12 protein-coding genes are annotated in these 13733 nt (G+C 70.6%); 7 read left to right on the forward strand and 5 right to left on the reverse strand.

Annotated elements, in window-relative coordinates:
- Nucleotides 1-73 precede the first annotated feature (73 nt).
- A complete protein-coding gene (locus AC5P09_RS49460) occupies nucleotides 74-946 on the reverse strand; it encodes a rhomboid-like protein (RefSeq protein ID WP_493880231.1) in 873 nt (290 codons plus the stop codon).
- Between the two features lie 214 nt (nucleotides 947-1160).
- Here AC5P09_RS49460 and AC5P09_RS49465 point away from each other — a divergent pair, with 214 nt between their 5' ends.
- The 5 genes from AC5P09_RS49465 (at nucleotide 1161) to AC5P09_RS49485 (ending at nucleotide 8172) form a co-directional block, all read left to right on the forward strand.
- Nucleotides 1161-1838, forward strand: coding sequence for a spermine/spermidine synthase domain-containing protein (locus AC5P09_RS49465; protein ID WP_493880232.1), 678 nt, complete (start codon nucleotides 1161-1163; stop codon nucleotides 1836-1838).
- Between the two features lie 124 nt (nucleotides 1839-1962).
- Nucleotides 1963-2700 carry a response regulator transcription factor gene (locus AC5P09_RS49470; protein WP_217239405.1) on the forward strand — a complete coding sequence of 246 codons (738 nt, stop codon included), beginning with the start codon at nucleotides 1963-1965 and terminating at the stop codon, nucleotides 2698-2700.
- Complete coding sequence (locus AC5P09_RS49475) at nucleotides 2697-3803, forward strand: HAMP domain-containing sensor histidine kinase (protein ID WP_493880233.1); 1107 nt, start codon at nucleotides 2697-2699, stop codon at nucleotides 3801-3803. The genes AC5P09_RS49470 and AC5P09_RS49475 overlap by 4 nt, the downstream gene beginning before the upstream one ends.
- A 282-nt stretch (nucleotides 3804-4085) precedes the next feature.
- Nucleotides 4086-7904, forward strand: coding sequence for a multifunctional oxoglutarate decarboxylase/oxoglutarate dehydrogenase thiamine pyrophosphate-binding subunit/dihydrolipoyllysine-residue succinyltransferase subunit (locus AC5P09_RS49480; protein WP_493880234.1), 3819 nt, complete (start codon nucleotides 4086-4088; stop codon nucleotides 7902-7904).
- An 85-nt stretch (nucleotides 7905-7989) separates the two neighbouring features.
- Nucleotides 7990-8172, forward strand: a complete 183-nt coding sequence (locus AC5P09_RS49485; RefSeq protein WP_019075209.1) for a DUF6104 family protein — start codon at nucleotides 7990-7992, stop codon at nucleotides 8170-8172.
- 67 nt (nucleotides 8173-8239) lie between these two features.
- On the opposite strand, the gene AC5P09_RS49490 is transcribed toward AC5P09_RS49485, so the two are convergent.
- Complete coding sequence (locus tag AC5P09_RS49490) at nucleotides 8240-9091, reverse strand: hypothetical protein (RefSeq protein WP_493880235.1); 852 nt, start codon at nucleotides 9089-9091, stop codon at nucleotides 8240-8242.
- Nucleotides 9092-9250: 159 nt separating this feature from the next.
- Here AC5P09_RS49490 and AC5P09_RS49495 point away from each other — a divergent pair, with 159 nt between their 5' ends.
- Together AC5P09_RS49495 and AC5P09_RS49500 are read left to right on the forward strand one after the other, a co-directional pair.
- Entirely contained in the window at nucleotides 9251-10207 is a 957-nt protein-coding gene (locus AC5P09_RS49495) for a DUF4097 family beta strand repeat-containing protein (protein WP_493880236.1), read from the forward strand.
- Nucleotide 10208: 1 nt separating this feature from the next.
- On the forward strand, nucleotides 10209-11297 hold the full coding sequence (locus AC5P09_RS49500; RefSeq protein ID WP_493880237.1) for a helix-turn-helix transcriptional regulator: 1089 nt from the start codon (nucleotides 10209-10211) through the stop codon (nucleotides 11295-11297).
- A 71-nt stretch (nucleotides 11298-11368) separates the two neighbouring features.
- On the opposite strand, the gene AC5P09_RS49505 is transcribed toward AC5P09_RS49500, so the two are convergent.
- The 3 genes from AC5P09_RS49505 to AC5P09_RS49515 all read right to left on the reverse strand — a co-directional run bounded on the left by AC5P09_RS49505 (nucleotide 11369) and on the right by AC5P09_RS49515 (nucleotide 13207).
- Nucleotides 11369-11932 (reverse strand): Clp protease N-terminal domain-containing protein, encoded by a 564-nt coding sequence (locus AC5P09_RS49505; RefSeq protein WP_493880238.1) that lies wholly within the window; start codon nucleotides 11930-11932, stop codon nucleotides 11369-11371.
- A complete protein-coding gene (locus AC5P09_RS49510) occupies nucleotides 11932-12141 on the reverse strand; it encodes a helix-turn-helix domain-containing protein (RefSeq protein ID WP_016437953.1) in 210 nt (69 codons plus the stop codon). Before AC5P09_RS49510 ends, AC5P09_RS49505 begins: the two co-directional genes overlap by 1 nt.
- Before the next feature lie 100 nt (nucleotides 12142-12241).
- Nucleotides 12242-13207, reverse strand: coding sequence for a zinc-binding dehydrogenase (locus AC5P09_RS49515; RefSeq protein ID WP_493880239.1), 966 nt, complete (start codon nucleotides 13205-13207; stop codon nucleotides 12242-12244).
- Between the last annotated feature and the right edge of the window lie 526 nt (nucleotides 13208-13733).

Consider the following 13733-nt stretch of genomic DNA (forward strand, 5'->3'; position numbering starts at 1 on the left):
GGGCCTTCCGTCCGGCACACCGAGAGCACGCACCGGACACCGCGGGCACCGCACAGGACTTTCGAAACACCCCCTAGGCGACCCCGGGCAAGGGGCCCGAAGCGAGCCGTGCCCGGTACCAGCGCCGCACCATCGGCCAGGTCCCGATGCCGATCGCGAACGCCGTCAGGTGCCCCCAGTCGGTCATCGGGTCCGTGAACGCCAGCAGACTCCGCACCAGCATCGCGCCGAACACCGCCAGCAGCGGCCAGCGCAGCCACGGGGTGAGGAGTCCGGCCAGGGCGCCCACCCCGGCGGCGACGCCGAAGCTGACGCCGTAGTCGAGGCGGTGCAGCGAACTGTCGGGCAGGTGGCCGACCAGGACCGCGAGCCCTACGGGCACTTCGGTCGCGAGGGTGGCGAGGACATGCCCGAGCAGGAAGACCCCGGCCGTGGGCAGCCCGCCGATCCGGCGCTCCAGTGCGGTGAGGACGAGCAGGAAACCGATCGCGAACGGCGAGAGGATCCCGCCCGCGATCCACAACGCGCTGGTCAGCAGCACCAGTACGGGCGTCTGCACCAGGTGCGCCACATCGGTGCTGGAGGCCTGGTGGAGGTCGTGCACGACGGCCGGGTCGGCGTACTCGGTGACGAGTGAGGTGACGGCGAGGACGACGCCGTAGCCGAAGGTGAACGGTGTCCCGGTGGGGGTGGGGAGCAGGCGCCAGGGGCGGAGACGGTGAGGGAGACGAGGGCGGGCTTCCAAAGGCTCGACGGCGAGGGGCGCAACGGGCACACCCGGTACGGTCGTCGGCGCTCCTCGTTGGCGGGGCATCCCGTCCAGCAGCCCGGAGACGTCCTGCAGGCAGGCGTCGTAGCGCGGAGGGGGCACGTCCCGAGGGACGGGCGAATCGCTCGGCGCGGGCGCCGGCGAACCCGCCGTACCGTCCGTCTCAGTCCGTTCCACGGTGAGGCGCTCCTTCCGTTTCACCCCAGCCTCCGTGCCCCGTACAGCCGCTGTCTGTGACGGGCGCCACCCGGGTGCCGATTCACAGTCACTTCTCAAAGACGTACGGCCACTTCGCGCCCGACCATGGCGAAGCCCCCGTGGTCGAGGACCACGGTCGCCGCCCGAGGTGACTCCATCGGCCCGGCCTTCTCCCACCTGCAAGAATGGGCCGATGTCAACCTCGTACGACACTCCCCGGATCCTGGACCGGCGCGAGGGCCCGCACGGCGAGGTCGTGCTGCGACGGCACGGCGAGTTGCTGCAGATCATCGCCAACGGCTGCTTTCTGATGGACACCTCCGACGGCCGCTCGGAGCGGCGGCTCGTGGACGCGGCGCTGGACGCGCTCGGGGGTCGCGGTCAGCCGAGCGTGCTCATCGGCGGTCTCGGTGTCGGGTTCTCGCTCGCACACGCCGCGGCCGATCCCCGTTGGGGCCGGATCACCGTGGTCGAGCGGGAGCGCGCCATCATCGACTGGCACCGCGCCGGACCGCTGTCCGGGCTGTCGGCGCGGGCCCTCGCCGATCCGCGCACCGACATTGTGGAAACCGATCTTGTCGCTTTCGTCAATGAGACATGCGACACGTTCGACGCGTTGTGCCTGGACATCGACAACGGCCCCGGCTGGACGGTCACCGAGGGCAACGGCGGACTGTACTCCGAGGCCGGACTGGCAAGCTGCGCAAGGGTGTTGAGGCCAGGAGGGGTGCTGGCCGTGTGGTCCGCCCAGCCCTCTCCGGAATTTGAAGGATCCCTACGGAATGCCGGGTTCCAACGGGTGCGTACCGAAGAGATCCCGGTTGCCCGGGGCGTTCCGGACGTCGTGCACCTTGCCGTCCGACCTGGATAGCAAAGCTACGGTGACTCCCCGTACTCTGCTTCCCTGACGCCGATCATTCAAGCGTCAAGCGCAGTCATGCGCAGACAAGGGATCACCCCACTGGTTCCGGAATTGCACACCTCAGGGGCGGGCGATGGAGCAGACACACACCTCCCACAACGGCACGGCGACGACCCCGGGCGCACAGCGACGGGTGCTTGTCGTCGAAGACGATCCGACGATCGTGGACGCCATCGCGACCCGCCTGCGCGCCGAGGGATTCCTCGTGCAAACGGCGGGCGACGGTCCGTCCGCGGTGGACACCGCCGAGGCCTGGCAGCCCGATCTGCTGATCCTCGACATCATGCTGCCCGGCTTCGACGGTCTGGAGGTCTGCCGTCGCGTGCAGGCATCCCGGCCGGTGCCGGTGATGATGCTCACCGCGCGGGACGACGAGACCGACATGCTGGTCGGGCTCGGCGTCGGCGCCGACGACTACATGACCAAGCCCTTCTCCATGCGGGAGCTGGCCGCGCGCGTGCACGTCCTGCTGCGCCGGGTGGAGCGGGCCGCGATCGCGGCGTCCACCCCGCGCAGCGGCATCCTGCGGCTCGGCGAGCTGGAGATCGACCACGCGCAGCGCCGGGTGCGGGTGCGCTCCGAGGACGTCCACCTGACGCCCACGGAGTTCGACCTCCTGGTGTGCCTGGCGAACACCCCGCGCGCGGTGCTCTCCCGTGAGCAGTTGCTGGCCGAGGTGTGGGACTGGGCGGACGCCTCCGGCACCCGCACGGTCGACAGCCACATCAAGGCGCTGCGGCGGAAGATCGGCGCCGAGCGGATCCGCACGGTGCACGGCGTGGGCTACGCCCTGGAGACGCCGACGCCATGAGCGACGGGCCGGCCGCACCAAGACGCCCCGGGGAGCCCTGGGGCGGCGTACGCCCGTTCTCGATCAAGACCAAGCTGGGCGCTCTGGTCGTCATCTCGGTGCTGATCACCACGGGTCTGCTGATGATCGCGGTGCAGACCAAGACGGAGCTGCGCTTCATCACGGTCTTCTCGATGATCGCCACACTGTTGATTACGCAGTTCGTGGCGCACTCGCTCACCTCGCCGCTGGACGAGATGAACGCGGTGGCCCGTTCGATCTCGCACGGCGACTACAGCCGTCGGGTGCGGGAGAACCGCCGGGACGAGCTGGGCGACCTGGCCCAGACGATCAACCGCATGGCGGACGACCTGGAGGCGCAGGAGCAGGCGCGCAAGGAGCTCGTGGCGAACGTCTCCCACGAGCTGCGTACGCCCATCGCGGGCCTGCGTGCCGTCCTGGAGAACATCGTCGACGGCGTCACCCAGGCCGACCCGGAGACGATGCGGACGGCCCTGAAGCAGACGGAGCGGCTGGGACGTCTCGTGGAGACGCTCCTCGACCTGTCCAGGCTGGACAACGGGGTCGTACCGCTGCGCAAGCGGCGGTTCGAGGTGTGGCCGTACCTGTCGGGGGTGCTGAAGGAGGCCAACATGGTCGCCTCCGCGCGCGCGGGCATCGCCTCCGGATCCGGCAGCCACACGCGGACGGACGTCCATCTGCACCTCGACGTGTCCCCGCCGGAGCTGACCGCGCACGCGGACCCGGAGCGGATCCACCAGGTCGTGGCGAATCTCATCGACAACGCGGTCAAGCACAGTCCGCCGCACGGCCGGGTCACGGTCAAGGCGCGGCGCGGGGGCGGTTCCGAGTCGCTCGAGCTGGAGGTTCTCGACGAGGGCCCCGGCATTCCGCGGTCGGAGTGGCACCGGGTCTTCGAGCGGTTCAACCGCGGCAGCGTCAACCGGCCGCACGGTCCCGGCAGCGACGGCGGCACGGGTCTGGGGCTGGCGATCGCCCGCTGGGCGGTGGATCTGCACGGCGGCCGGATCGGGGTGGCCGAATCCGAGCGGGGCTGCCGGATTCTTGTCACCCTTCCGGGACTTCCTTCTTTGCCAAGTTGACGTAAAGTTCGAAGCGGAGCCACAAGATCCACGGTCGTTCCGTGCTGACGGACACGTGTGATCAGGCACAGGCCCGCGCCGTCGTCGCGCTGAGGCCCGCTCAGCGCATCCCGGACGAAGCGGAACCCCGCTTGTTTCCCGCCATTTCCACCCCTGAAACTCGCTGTTTGATGTGACTTACACGACGATGGACGGACCCGGCCTGACCTTCTCGGTCTTGGAGGCGTAGCCTTTATTCCCGCTGTCCATCACCTTGTGAAGCGGAAGAGGGCGGTTGCCGCCGTGTCGCCACAGTCCCCCAGTAACTCGAGCATCTCCACCGACGCAGACCAAGCGGGTAAGAACCCCGCAGCGGCCTTCGGTCCGAACGAGTGGCTCGTCGATGAGATCTATCAGCAGTACCTCCAGGACCCCAATTCGGTAGACCGAGCCTGGTGGGACTTCTTCGCCGACTACAAGCCGGGGGCGGCTGCCGCCTCGGCTCCGGCGGGTACTGCGGCCGCGGGGGCCGCAGAGACCACCACCACGGCCCGCCCCGCGCCTGCCGCCCCGCCGGCGCAGGCCCAGGCGCCCGCCCAGGCTCCGGCCGCGGCCGCCCCGGCTCCCGCGGCCCCCAAGCCCGCGGCAGCCGCTCCTGCGCCCGCACAGGCCGCCGCGCCGGCCAAGGCTCCGGCTCCGGCCGCGAAGCCGGCCGCCGCGGCCCCGAAGGCAGCGCCCGCCGCCGCCTCCGCCGAGGGCCCGGAGTTCGTGACGCTGCGCGGCCCGGCCGCCGCGGTCGCCAAGAACATGAACGCCTCCCTGGAGCTGCCCACGGCCACGTCCGTGCGCGCGGTCCCGGTGAAGCTGCTGTTCGACAACCGCATCGTCATCAACAACCACCTCAAGCGCGCCCGGGGCGGGAAGATCTCCTTCACGCACCTGATCGGCTTCGCGATGGTGCAGGCCATCAAGGCCATGCCGTCGATGAACTGGCACTTCGCGGAGAAGGACGGGAAGCCCACCCTCGTCAAGCCGCCGCACGTCAACTTCGGCCTGGCCATCGACCTGGTGAAGCCCAACGGCGACCGCCAGCTCGTCGTCGCCGGCATCAAGAAGGCCGAGACGCTGAACTTCTTCGAGTTCTGGCAGGCCTACGAGGACATCGTCCGCCGCGCCCGCGACGGCAAGCTGACGATGGACGACTTCACCGGTGTCACCGTCTCGCTGACCAACCCCGGTGGCCTCGGCACCGTCCACTCCGTCCCGCGCCTGATGCCCGGCCAGTCGGTCATCATGGGCGTCGGCTCGATGGACTACCCGGCGGAGTTCCAGGGCACCTCCCAGGACACCCTGAACAAGCTCGGCATCGCAAAGGTCATGACGCTCACGTCGACCTACGACCACCGAGTGATCCAGGGCGCGGCCTCGGGCGAGTTCCTGCGCGTCGTCGCGAACTACCTGCTCGGCGAGAACGGCTTCTACGACGAGATCTTCGAGGCGCTGCGCATCCCCTACGAGCCGGTCCGCTGGCTCAAGGACATCGACGCCTCGCACGACGACGACGTCACCAAGGCCGCCCGCGTCTTCGAGCTGATCCACTCCTACCGGGTCCGCGGCCACGTCATGGCCGACACCGACCCGCTGGAGTACCGCCAGCGCAAGCACCCCGACCTGGACATCACCGAGCACGGCCTCACCCTGTGGGACCTGGAGCGCGAGTTCGCGGTCGGCGGCTTCTCCGGCAAGTCGATGATGAAGTTGCGCGACATCCTCGGTGTGCTGCGCGACTCGTACTGCCGCACCACCGGCGTCGAGTTCATGCACATCCAGGACCCCAAGCAGCGCAAGTGGATCCAGGACCGCATCGAGCGCCCGCACAGCAAGCCGGAGCGCGAGGAGCAGCTGCGCATCCTGCGGCGCCTGAACGCGGCGGAGGCCTTCGAGACCTTCCTGCAGACGAAGTACGTCGGCCAGAAGCGCTTCTCCCTTGAGGGCGGCGAGTCCGTCATCCCGCTGCTGGACGCGGTGCTGGACTCGGCCGCCGAGTCCCGCCTGGACGAGGTCGTCATCGGCATGGCCCACCGCGGCCGCCTGAACGTGCTCGCCAACATCGTCGGCAAGTCGTACGCGCAGATCTTCCGCGAGTTCGAGGGCAACCTCGACCCGAAGTCGATGCACGGCTCCGGTGACGTGAAGTACCACCTGGGCGCCGAGGGCACCTTCACCGGTCTCGACGGCGAGCAGATCAAGGTCTCGCTGGCCGCCAACCCCTCCCACCTGGAGGCGGTCGACCCGGTCCTGGAGGGCATCGCCCGCGCCAAGCAGGACATCATCAACAAGGGCGGCACGGACTTCACGGTCCTGCCGGTGGCCCTGCACGGCGACGCGGCCTTCGCGGGCCAGGGCGTGGTCGCGGAGACCCTGAACATGTCGCAGCTGCGCGGTTACCGCACCGGCGGCACGGTTCACATCGTCATCAACAACCAGGTCGGCTTCACCGCCGCGCCGGAGTCGGCCCGCTCCTCCATGTACGCCACCGACGTGGCCCGCATGATCGAGGCGCCGATCTTCCACGTGAACGGCGACGACCCGGAGGCCGTGGTCCGCGTGGCCCGCCTGGCCTTCGAGTTCCGCCAGGCGTTCAACAAGGACGTCGTGATCGACCTCATCTGCTACCGCCGCCGCGGTCACAACGAGTCGGACAACCCGGCCTTCACCCAGCCGCTGATGTACGACCTGATCGACAAGAAGCGCTCGGTGCGCAAGCTGTACACCGAGTCCCTCATCGGTCGCGGCGACATCACCCTGGAAGAGGCCGAGCAGGCCCTGCAGGACTACCAGGGGCAGCTGGAGAAGGTCTTCACCGAGGTCCGCGAGGCCACCGCGCAGCCGCTGTCGTCCGAGTCCGCGGACCCGCAGCCGGAGTTCCCGGTCGCCGTGAACACCGCGATCTCCACGGAGGTCGTCAAGCGGATCGCCGAGTCCCAGCTCAACGTCCCCGACCACATCACCGTCCACCCGCGCCTGCTGCCGCAGCTGCAGCGCCGGGCGACGATGGTCGAGGACGGCACCATCGACTGGGGCATGGGCGAGACCCTGGCGGTCGGCTCGCTCCTCCTCGAGGGCGTCCCGGTCCGCCTGGCCGGCCAGGACTCGCAGCGCGGCACCTTCGGCCAGCGCCACGCGGTGCTGATCGACCGTGCGACGGGCGACGAGTTCACGCCGCTGATGTACCTCGCCGAGGACCAGGCTCGCTACAACGTCTACAACTCGCTGCTCAGCGAGTACGCGGCGATGGGCTTCGAGTACGGCTACTCGCTGGCCCGCCCCGACGCGCTCGTGCTGTGGGAGGCGCAGTTCGGCGACTTCGTCAACGGCGCGCAGACGGTGGTGGACGAGTTCATCTCGTCGGCGGAGCAGAAGTGGGGCCAGACGTCCGGCGTCACCCTGCTGCTCCCGCACGGCTACGAGGGCCAGGGCCCGGACCACTCGTCCGCCCGCCCCGAGCGCTTCCTCCAGATGTGCGCGCAGAACAACATGACGGTCGCGATGCCCACGCTCCCGTCGAACTACTTCCACCTCCTGCGGTGGCAGTCGCACAACCCGCACCACAAGCCGCTGGTCGTCTTCACCCCGAAGTCGATGCTGCGCCTGAAGGCCGCGGCCTCGAAGGCGGAGGAGTTCACGACGGGCCAGTTCCGCCCGGTCATCGGCGACGCGTCGGTCGACCCGACCGCGGTCAAGAAGGTCGTCTTCTGCGCCGGCAAGGTCTACTACGACCTCGAGGCCGAGCGTCAGAAGCGCGGTGTCAAGGACACGGCGATCATCCGCCTCGAGCGTCTGTACCCCCTCCCGGGTGCCGAGGTCCAGGCCGAGATCGCCAAGTACCCGAACGCCGAGAAGTACCTCTGGGCCCAGGAGGAGCCGGCCAACCAGGGCGCCTGGCCGTTCATCGCCCTCAACCTCATCGACCACCTCGACCTGGCGGTCGGCGCGGAGGTCCCCCACGGGGAGCGCCTGCGTCGCATCTCCCGACCGCACGGCTCCTCGCCGGCGGTCGGGTCCGCGAAGCGGCACCAGGCCGAGCAGGAGCAGTTGGTGCGTGAGGTGTTCGAGGCGTAACCGCTCTCGCAGGCCGTACGTGACCGGGCCGCACCCCCTCCTGGGGGGTGCGGCCCGGCCGTTTCCGCACACTTATCCTTGAGCCATGTACTTCACGGACCGTGGCATCGAAGAGCTGGAGAAACGGCGGGGCGAGGAGGAGGTCACCTTCGAGTGGCTCGCCGAGCAGCTGCGGACCTTCGTCGATCTGAACCCGGACTTCGAGGTGCCGGTGGAGCGGCTGGCGACGTGGCTGGCGCGGCTGGACGACGAGGACGACGACGAGTAGGACGACAGGCAGGACGAGCAGGACCGGTTTCGCAGGGGCGCCCGTGCGGCGCCCCTTTTTCGTGCTCTCAGTCGCGCGGGCGTGCCAGGTCGTACGTCAGTCCCAGCGCGCCGTGCGCCAGCAGGAGTGCCCCTGCTGTGATCCAGCCGGCGCTGCGGCGCCGTACGCCCCAGGCGGTGACCGGGAGGGCTGCCGTGAGCTGGGCGAGGGCCAGGAGGCGGGCTCGGGGGTCGCCCGACCAGGGCAGCCAGGGGCTGAGGCGGGGGTGGGTCACGGCGTCGATCTCCGTGCGGACCGCGGCGTGCAGGCCGGGCCACTCGACCGGGCGGGCGTCCGGCTGGGCGCGGGCGGCCTCGTGGAGGCGGTCGACGGGTTCGCCGGGGGCGAGGCCGGTGGGGAGGGTGACTCCCGCGCGCGTGAGGACGGCGAGCAGGGCACCCAGCCGGGCGCGGGCGTCGGTCCTGGCGGCCGGTTTCGTGAGCTGGTCGAGGGACTGCATGTCGAGGACCGGGTCCAGGCCGAGGCGGGCGGCGAAGGTGCGCATGGCCTCGTCCTCGCCCGCGGGGGTCCCGTTGGCCAGCCAGACGTACCCGACGGGGCGGCGGAAGCCGACGGCGAGGACGAAGCCGGCGCGGTCCGCGTCCCACCACAGGGCGAGTACGGGCCAGGAGGCGCCGACGGCCAGGGCGGTGGCCCAGCCGGTCAGGACGCGGTCGACGGGCTCGCCGCCGTGCAGCCAGGGCCTGCCCTCGGGGACGAGGACGCTCCAGTCCTCGCCCGCGTGGGTGAGGAGCATGCGTTCGCGCAGCAGCTGGGCCGCGGGGGCGACGGAATCTGGCTGCGCCCGGCAGAGCAGCAGGGCGCCGGGGGCGCGACCGGCGGGACCGGCCGGACCGGTTCGGGATGCTTCCGTCGACATGCTCACACGCTAGGGCGATTCACCCTATTTGAGCATCATTTGATCGCTCACCATGACCCAAAGATCCCCGGAACGGGTGCCTTGACTTTCCCGAACCGCGATATATCGTAAATAGCAGGAGACGCGATATGGCGCGTTGTTACGGGGAGGCCTGAACCGATGTCCGAGTGGTCCGTCACCGAGCCCACGAAGCTCACCTTCGACGATCCCGTCACCACCCTCCGCGTCCGTATCGTCGACGGAACAGTGAACGTGGTGGGCACCGACGAAGGTTCCGCCCGCCTGGAAGTCTCCGAGATCGACGGCCCACCCCTGGTCGTGACCCAGGAGGGCGGCACGCTCACCGTGGCGTACGACGACCTCCCCTGGAAGGGCTTCCTCAAGTGGCTCGACCGGAAGGGATGGCGGCGCAGTGCCGTCGTCTCCCTCGCCGTGCCGGCCGACACGCAGGTCGAGGTGGGTGTGATCAGCGCGGGAGCCGTCGTCTCCGGGCTGCGCGGGCCGTCCGTGGTGAAGGGGGTCTCCGGCGACACGACACTTGTCGGGCTCTCCGGTCCGGTCCGCGCCGACACGGTCGCCGGGAACCTGGAGGCCCAGGCCGTCACCGGCGACCTCCGGTTCAACTCCGTCTCCGGCGACCTGACCGTCGTCGACGGCTCGGGCAGCGCCGTGCGGGCCGACTCGGTCAGCGGCTCCATGATCGTCGACCTCGACCCCGGCGGCCCCACCGACGTCCGGCTGACCAGCATCTCGGGCGAGATCGCCATCCGGCTCCCCCAGCCGGCCGACACCGAGGTCGAGGCCAACACGGCGAGCGGGACCATCTCCAACGCCTTCGACGGCCTCCGGGTGCACGGCCAGTGGGGCGCCCACAAGATCACCGGCCGCCTCGGACCGGGCAACGGCAAGCTGCGGGCCACCACCATCTCCGGCTCGATCGCCCTCCTGCGCAGGCCACCCCGGGAGGACGAGCCGTGGGACGACGCCATGGACTCCGGCGCCGGCGACCCGGCGGACAGCCCGCGGAGCGGCTCGGGGGACAATTCCGTTTCCGGCCCGGGCGACGGCTCGACCAGCGCCCCGGCCGACGGTACGACCGACAAGAAGGTGCTCTGACATGTCCCCCGTCTTCGCGCACGGCCGCCTCCGCCTCTACCTGCTGAAGCTGCTGGACGAAGCCCCGCGCCACGGCTACGAGGTGATCCGCCTCCTGGAGGAGCGCTTCCAGGGCCTGTACGCCCCCTCGGCGGGCACCGTCTACCCGCGCCTGTCCAAGCTGGAGGCCGAGGGCCTGGTCACCCACACCACCGAGGGCGGCCGCAAGGTGTACGCCATCACGGACGCGGGCCGTGCCGAGCTGGCCGACCGCAGCGGTGAACTGGCCGACCTGGAACTGGAGATCCGCGAGTCGGTCGCGGAACTCGCCGCCGAGATCCGGGCCGACGTGCGCGGCGCGGCGGGTGATCTGCGGCGCGAGATGCGGGCGGCGGCCTCCGAGGCCCGGCGGAGCACCGGGCCCGGCGGCACCGGCACCAAGGCCGGCGACGGCGAACAGGGCGGCCCCTTCGGTGACTTCGGCGAGTACACCGACAAGGAGGCGTGGCGCGCCGCCAAGGAGGAGATGCGCCGCGTCAAGCAGGAGTGGAAGGAGCAGGCCCGGCGTGCCAAGGACGAGAGCCGGCGGGCGCGGGAGGAGGCCCAGCGGGCCCGCCACCAGGCCAAGGAGGCGCAGGAGCGGGCCCGGGAGCAGGCACAGGAGGAAGTGCAGCGCATCGCCCGCCGGGTCCAGGAGCAGGTGCAGGACCACTTCGCACGCGGCGACTGGCCGACGGGCGTACGCGAGGGCCTGACCGAACTGGCCAAGGAGTTCGGCGAGCTCGGAAAGGACTATGGCAAGGAGTTCGGGAAGGACTTCGGCCTCGGCTTCGGACGGGGCAACGGCGACGCGGAGAAGACGACGCCCGCGCCCGAGTACTCACACACCCCGGAGGACTTCCCGGCCGAGTACGAGCCGACGTGGGCCCATGAGGACCCCACCGGCGACCCGGCCCGCGACCTGGACCGTCTGCTCGACCGCTTCCGGGACGACATCCGCGACACCGCCCGGGACCACGGAGTCACACCCGACCAACTCCGCGACGCCCGCCGTCACCTGTCGACAGCGGCGGCACACATCGGGGCGCTGCTGCGCACGCCGAAGGCGTGAGCGACACACCGATGGCAGTGCGGCAGAGCCGGTGCCTCAGCCGCACTGCCGGAGCCACCACCAGGCCCCGCTCAGCCGGCCTTCGCCTCCCCGCCCCCGTACAGCACCCGCGTCACCGTCTCGTACGTCACGCCGTGGTCGGCGAGGACCTCCGCGGGCACGCCGGGGCGGGCCGTCAGGGCCAGCAGGATGTGCTCGTCGCCGACATGGCGGTCGCGGCGGGCGAGGGCAATGCGCAGCGACTTCTCCAGGACCTCCTTGGCGTCCCGGCCGAAGGTGCGGCGCCCCGACCACCAGCCCTCGCCCTTGCGGTCGCCGGACATCGCTCCGACGCCGTGCACCTCCTCCACCCGGGCGACGATCTCGAAAACGTCGATGCCCAGTCCCGCAAGAGCGTCGGCGTCGGCCTGGGAGAGGCCCGCGCGTCGCCGCGCCTCGCTCAGGGAGGACCGTACGGACTCCTTGCGGTCGGTGAGACCGAGTGCGGCCAGACCGAAGGAGGCGCGGGAGGCCTCCCGGTCCAGCAGGGCGAGCAGCACGTGCTCCGCCTCGACGGCCTGTGCGCCCGCCCCCTCGGCGTACTCGACCGCCCCGCGCACCACGTCCCGGGCGTCCTTCGTGAACCGTTCGAACATCAATGCCTCCCGTACTTCTTGTGCACGGCCTGCCTGCTCACACCGAGTTCCGCGGCGATCTCCTGCCACGACCAGCCCTGATTGCGCGCACTGCGCACCTGCACCGCTTCCAACTGCTCCAGCAGCCTGCGCAGCGCCGCGACGGCCCGCAGGCCGACCCGGGGGTCCCGGTCGCCCGCGCGCTCGGCGAGATCCGTTGCTTCGGTCATAGCGTCAACTTACATTGACACACTCCACCCGTCAACCGAAGTTGACAAGCCAAACGGCCGGCCCGGAAAACCGGACCGACCGTCAGAAACACAAGGTCTGCTAGCCGTTCGTGAGGACGATCTTCCCGAACTGCTCCCCCGACTCCAGCCGTTCGAAGCCCGCGCGGGCCCGGTCGAGCGGGAACGCCTCGTCGATGACGGGACGTACGCCGGTGGCGGCGCAGAAGGAGAGGAGGTCCTCCAGTTCGTCCTTGGTGCCCATCGTGGAGCCGACGACCTTGAGTTCCAGGAAGAAGATCCGGGTCAGCTCGGCATGCGAGGGACGGTCACCGCTCGTCGCGCCGGAGATGACGAGCGTGCCGCCGGGCCGCAGCGACTTCACCGAGTGCGACCAGGTCGCCGCGCCGACGGTCTCGATCACGGCGTCGACCCGCTGCGGCAGTCGCGCACCCGGCTCCACCGCCTCCACGGCCCCCAGCTCGACGGCCCGCTTCCGCTTCGCCTCGTCCCGGCTGGTCGCGAAGACCCGCAGCCCCGCCGCCTTGCCGAGCACGATGGCGGCCGTGGCGACACCGCCGCCGGCGCCCTGCACGAGCACGGAGTCACCGGGCCGGACCCCCGCGTTCGTGAACAGCATCCGGTACGCCGTCAGCCACGCCGTGGGCAGACAGGCCGCCTCCTCGAAGGAGAGCTCCTTGGGCTTGGGCAGCAGGTTCCACGTCGGTACGGCGACCTGCTCGGCGAACGTGCCCTGGTAGCGCTCGGTGAGGATGGAGCGGGGCTCCTTCGGGCCGACGCCGTGTCCGGTCTGGCCGATGACGGAGTGCAGGACGACCTCGTTGCCGTCCTGGTCGACGCCGGCGGCGTCACAGCCGAGGATCATCGGCAGCTTGTCCTCCGCGAGGCCCACGCCTCGCAGGGACCAGAGGTCATGGTGATTGAGGGAGGCGGCCCTGACGTCGACGACGCTCCAGCCGGGGCGGGGTTCAGGAGCCGGGCGCTCCCCCAACTCCAGACCGGAGAGCGGCTGGTCGCGGTCGATTCGGGCGGCGTAGACAGCGAACATGACCTTGACGATAGGGCTGCGGGCGTGCGGGCGGAACCGCCGACCCCTGTGACACACACCCTCTTGTCAACCCACCCGGCATGCGTGCACGCCCCTGCTGGGGGCTCCGCCCCCAGACCCCCGGGCCTATGCCCACCCACCACCCGTCTCGGTCGGTCGAGAGGCGGGCCTCGCCCCGGGGCTGCGCCCCCAGGGGTGGGTGGAGGGCTGGGACGGCCTCCACCCACCACCCGACTCGGTCAGCCAAGAAGCCACCGTCGCCCCAGGAACTCCACCCCCAGCGGGCGGGGGTCCGGGACGGCCTCCACCCACCACCCGACTCGGTCGGCCGAGAGGTGAGCGTCGGCCTGGGGACTGGACTGCCCCAGGCGGGTGGCTCGATGGGCCGAGAGGTGACGGTCGTCGCAAGGTGCACGCGCCCGCAGTCGCGTACGGCGGCAAGGGGACGTGTCGGGGGGTGTCCGCCCGCAGCGGTTGGCGCGTCAACGCCAGTACCCCACAGCCGACCGATTCCGCGCCGTTCCGA

The organism is Streptomyces sp. a15 (assembly GCF_059026085.1).

Bases quoted from the DNA above. Each gene is read 5' to 3' on its own strand.
- AC5P09_RS49465 (WP_493880232.1), top strand. From the start codon at position 1,161: ATGTCAACCTCGTACGACACTCCCCGGATCCTGGACCGGCGCGAGGGC.
- AC5P09_RS49470 (WP_217239405.1), top strand. From the start codon at position 1,963: ATGGAGCAGACACACACCTCCCACAACGGCACGGCGACGACCCCGGGC.
- AC5P09_RS49475 (WP_493880233.1), top strand. From the start codon at position 2,697: ATGAGCGACGGGCCGGCCGCACCAAGACGCCCCGGGGAGCCCTGGGGC.
- AC5P09_RS49485 (WP_019075209.1), top strand. From the start codon at position 7,990: ATGTACTTCACGGACCGTGGCATCGAAGAGCTGGAGAAACGGCGGGGC.
- AC5P09_RS49490 (WP_493880235.1), bottom strand. From the start codon at position 9,091: ATGTCGACGGAAGCATCCCGAACCGGTCCGGCCGGTCCCGCCGGTCGC.
- AC5P09_RS49495 (WP_493880236.1), top strand. From the start codon at position 9,251: ATGTCCGAGTGGTCCGTCACCGAGCCCACGAAGCTCACCTTCGACGAT.
- AC5P09_RS49500 (WP_493880237.1), top strand. From the start codon at position 10,209: ATGTCCCCCGTCTTCGCGCACGGCCGCCTCCGCCTCTACCTGCTGAAG.
- AC5P09_RS49505 (WP_493880238.1), bottom strand. From the start codon at position 11,932: ATGTTCGAACGGTTCACGAAGGACGCCCGGGACGTGGTGCGCGGGGCG.
- AC5P09_RS49510 (WP_016437953.1), bottom strand. From the start codon at position 12,141: ATGACCGAAGCAACGGATCTCGCCGAGCGCGCGGGCGACCGGGACCCC.
- AC5P09_RS49515 (WP_493880239.1), bottom strand. From the start codon at position 13,207: ATGTTCGCTGTCTACGCCGCCCGAATCGACCGCGACCAGCCGCTCTCC.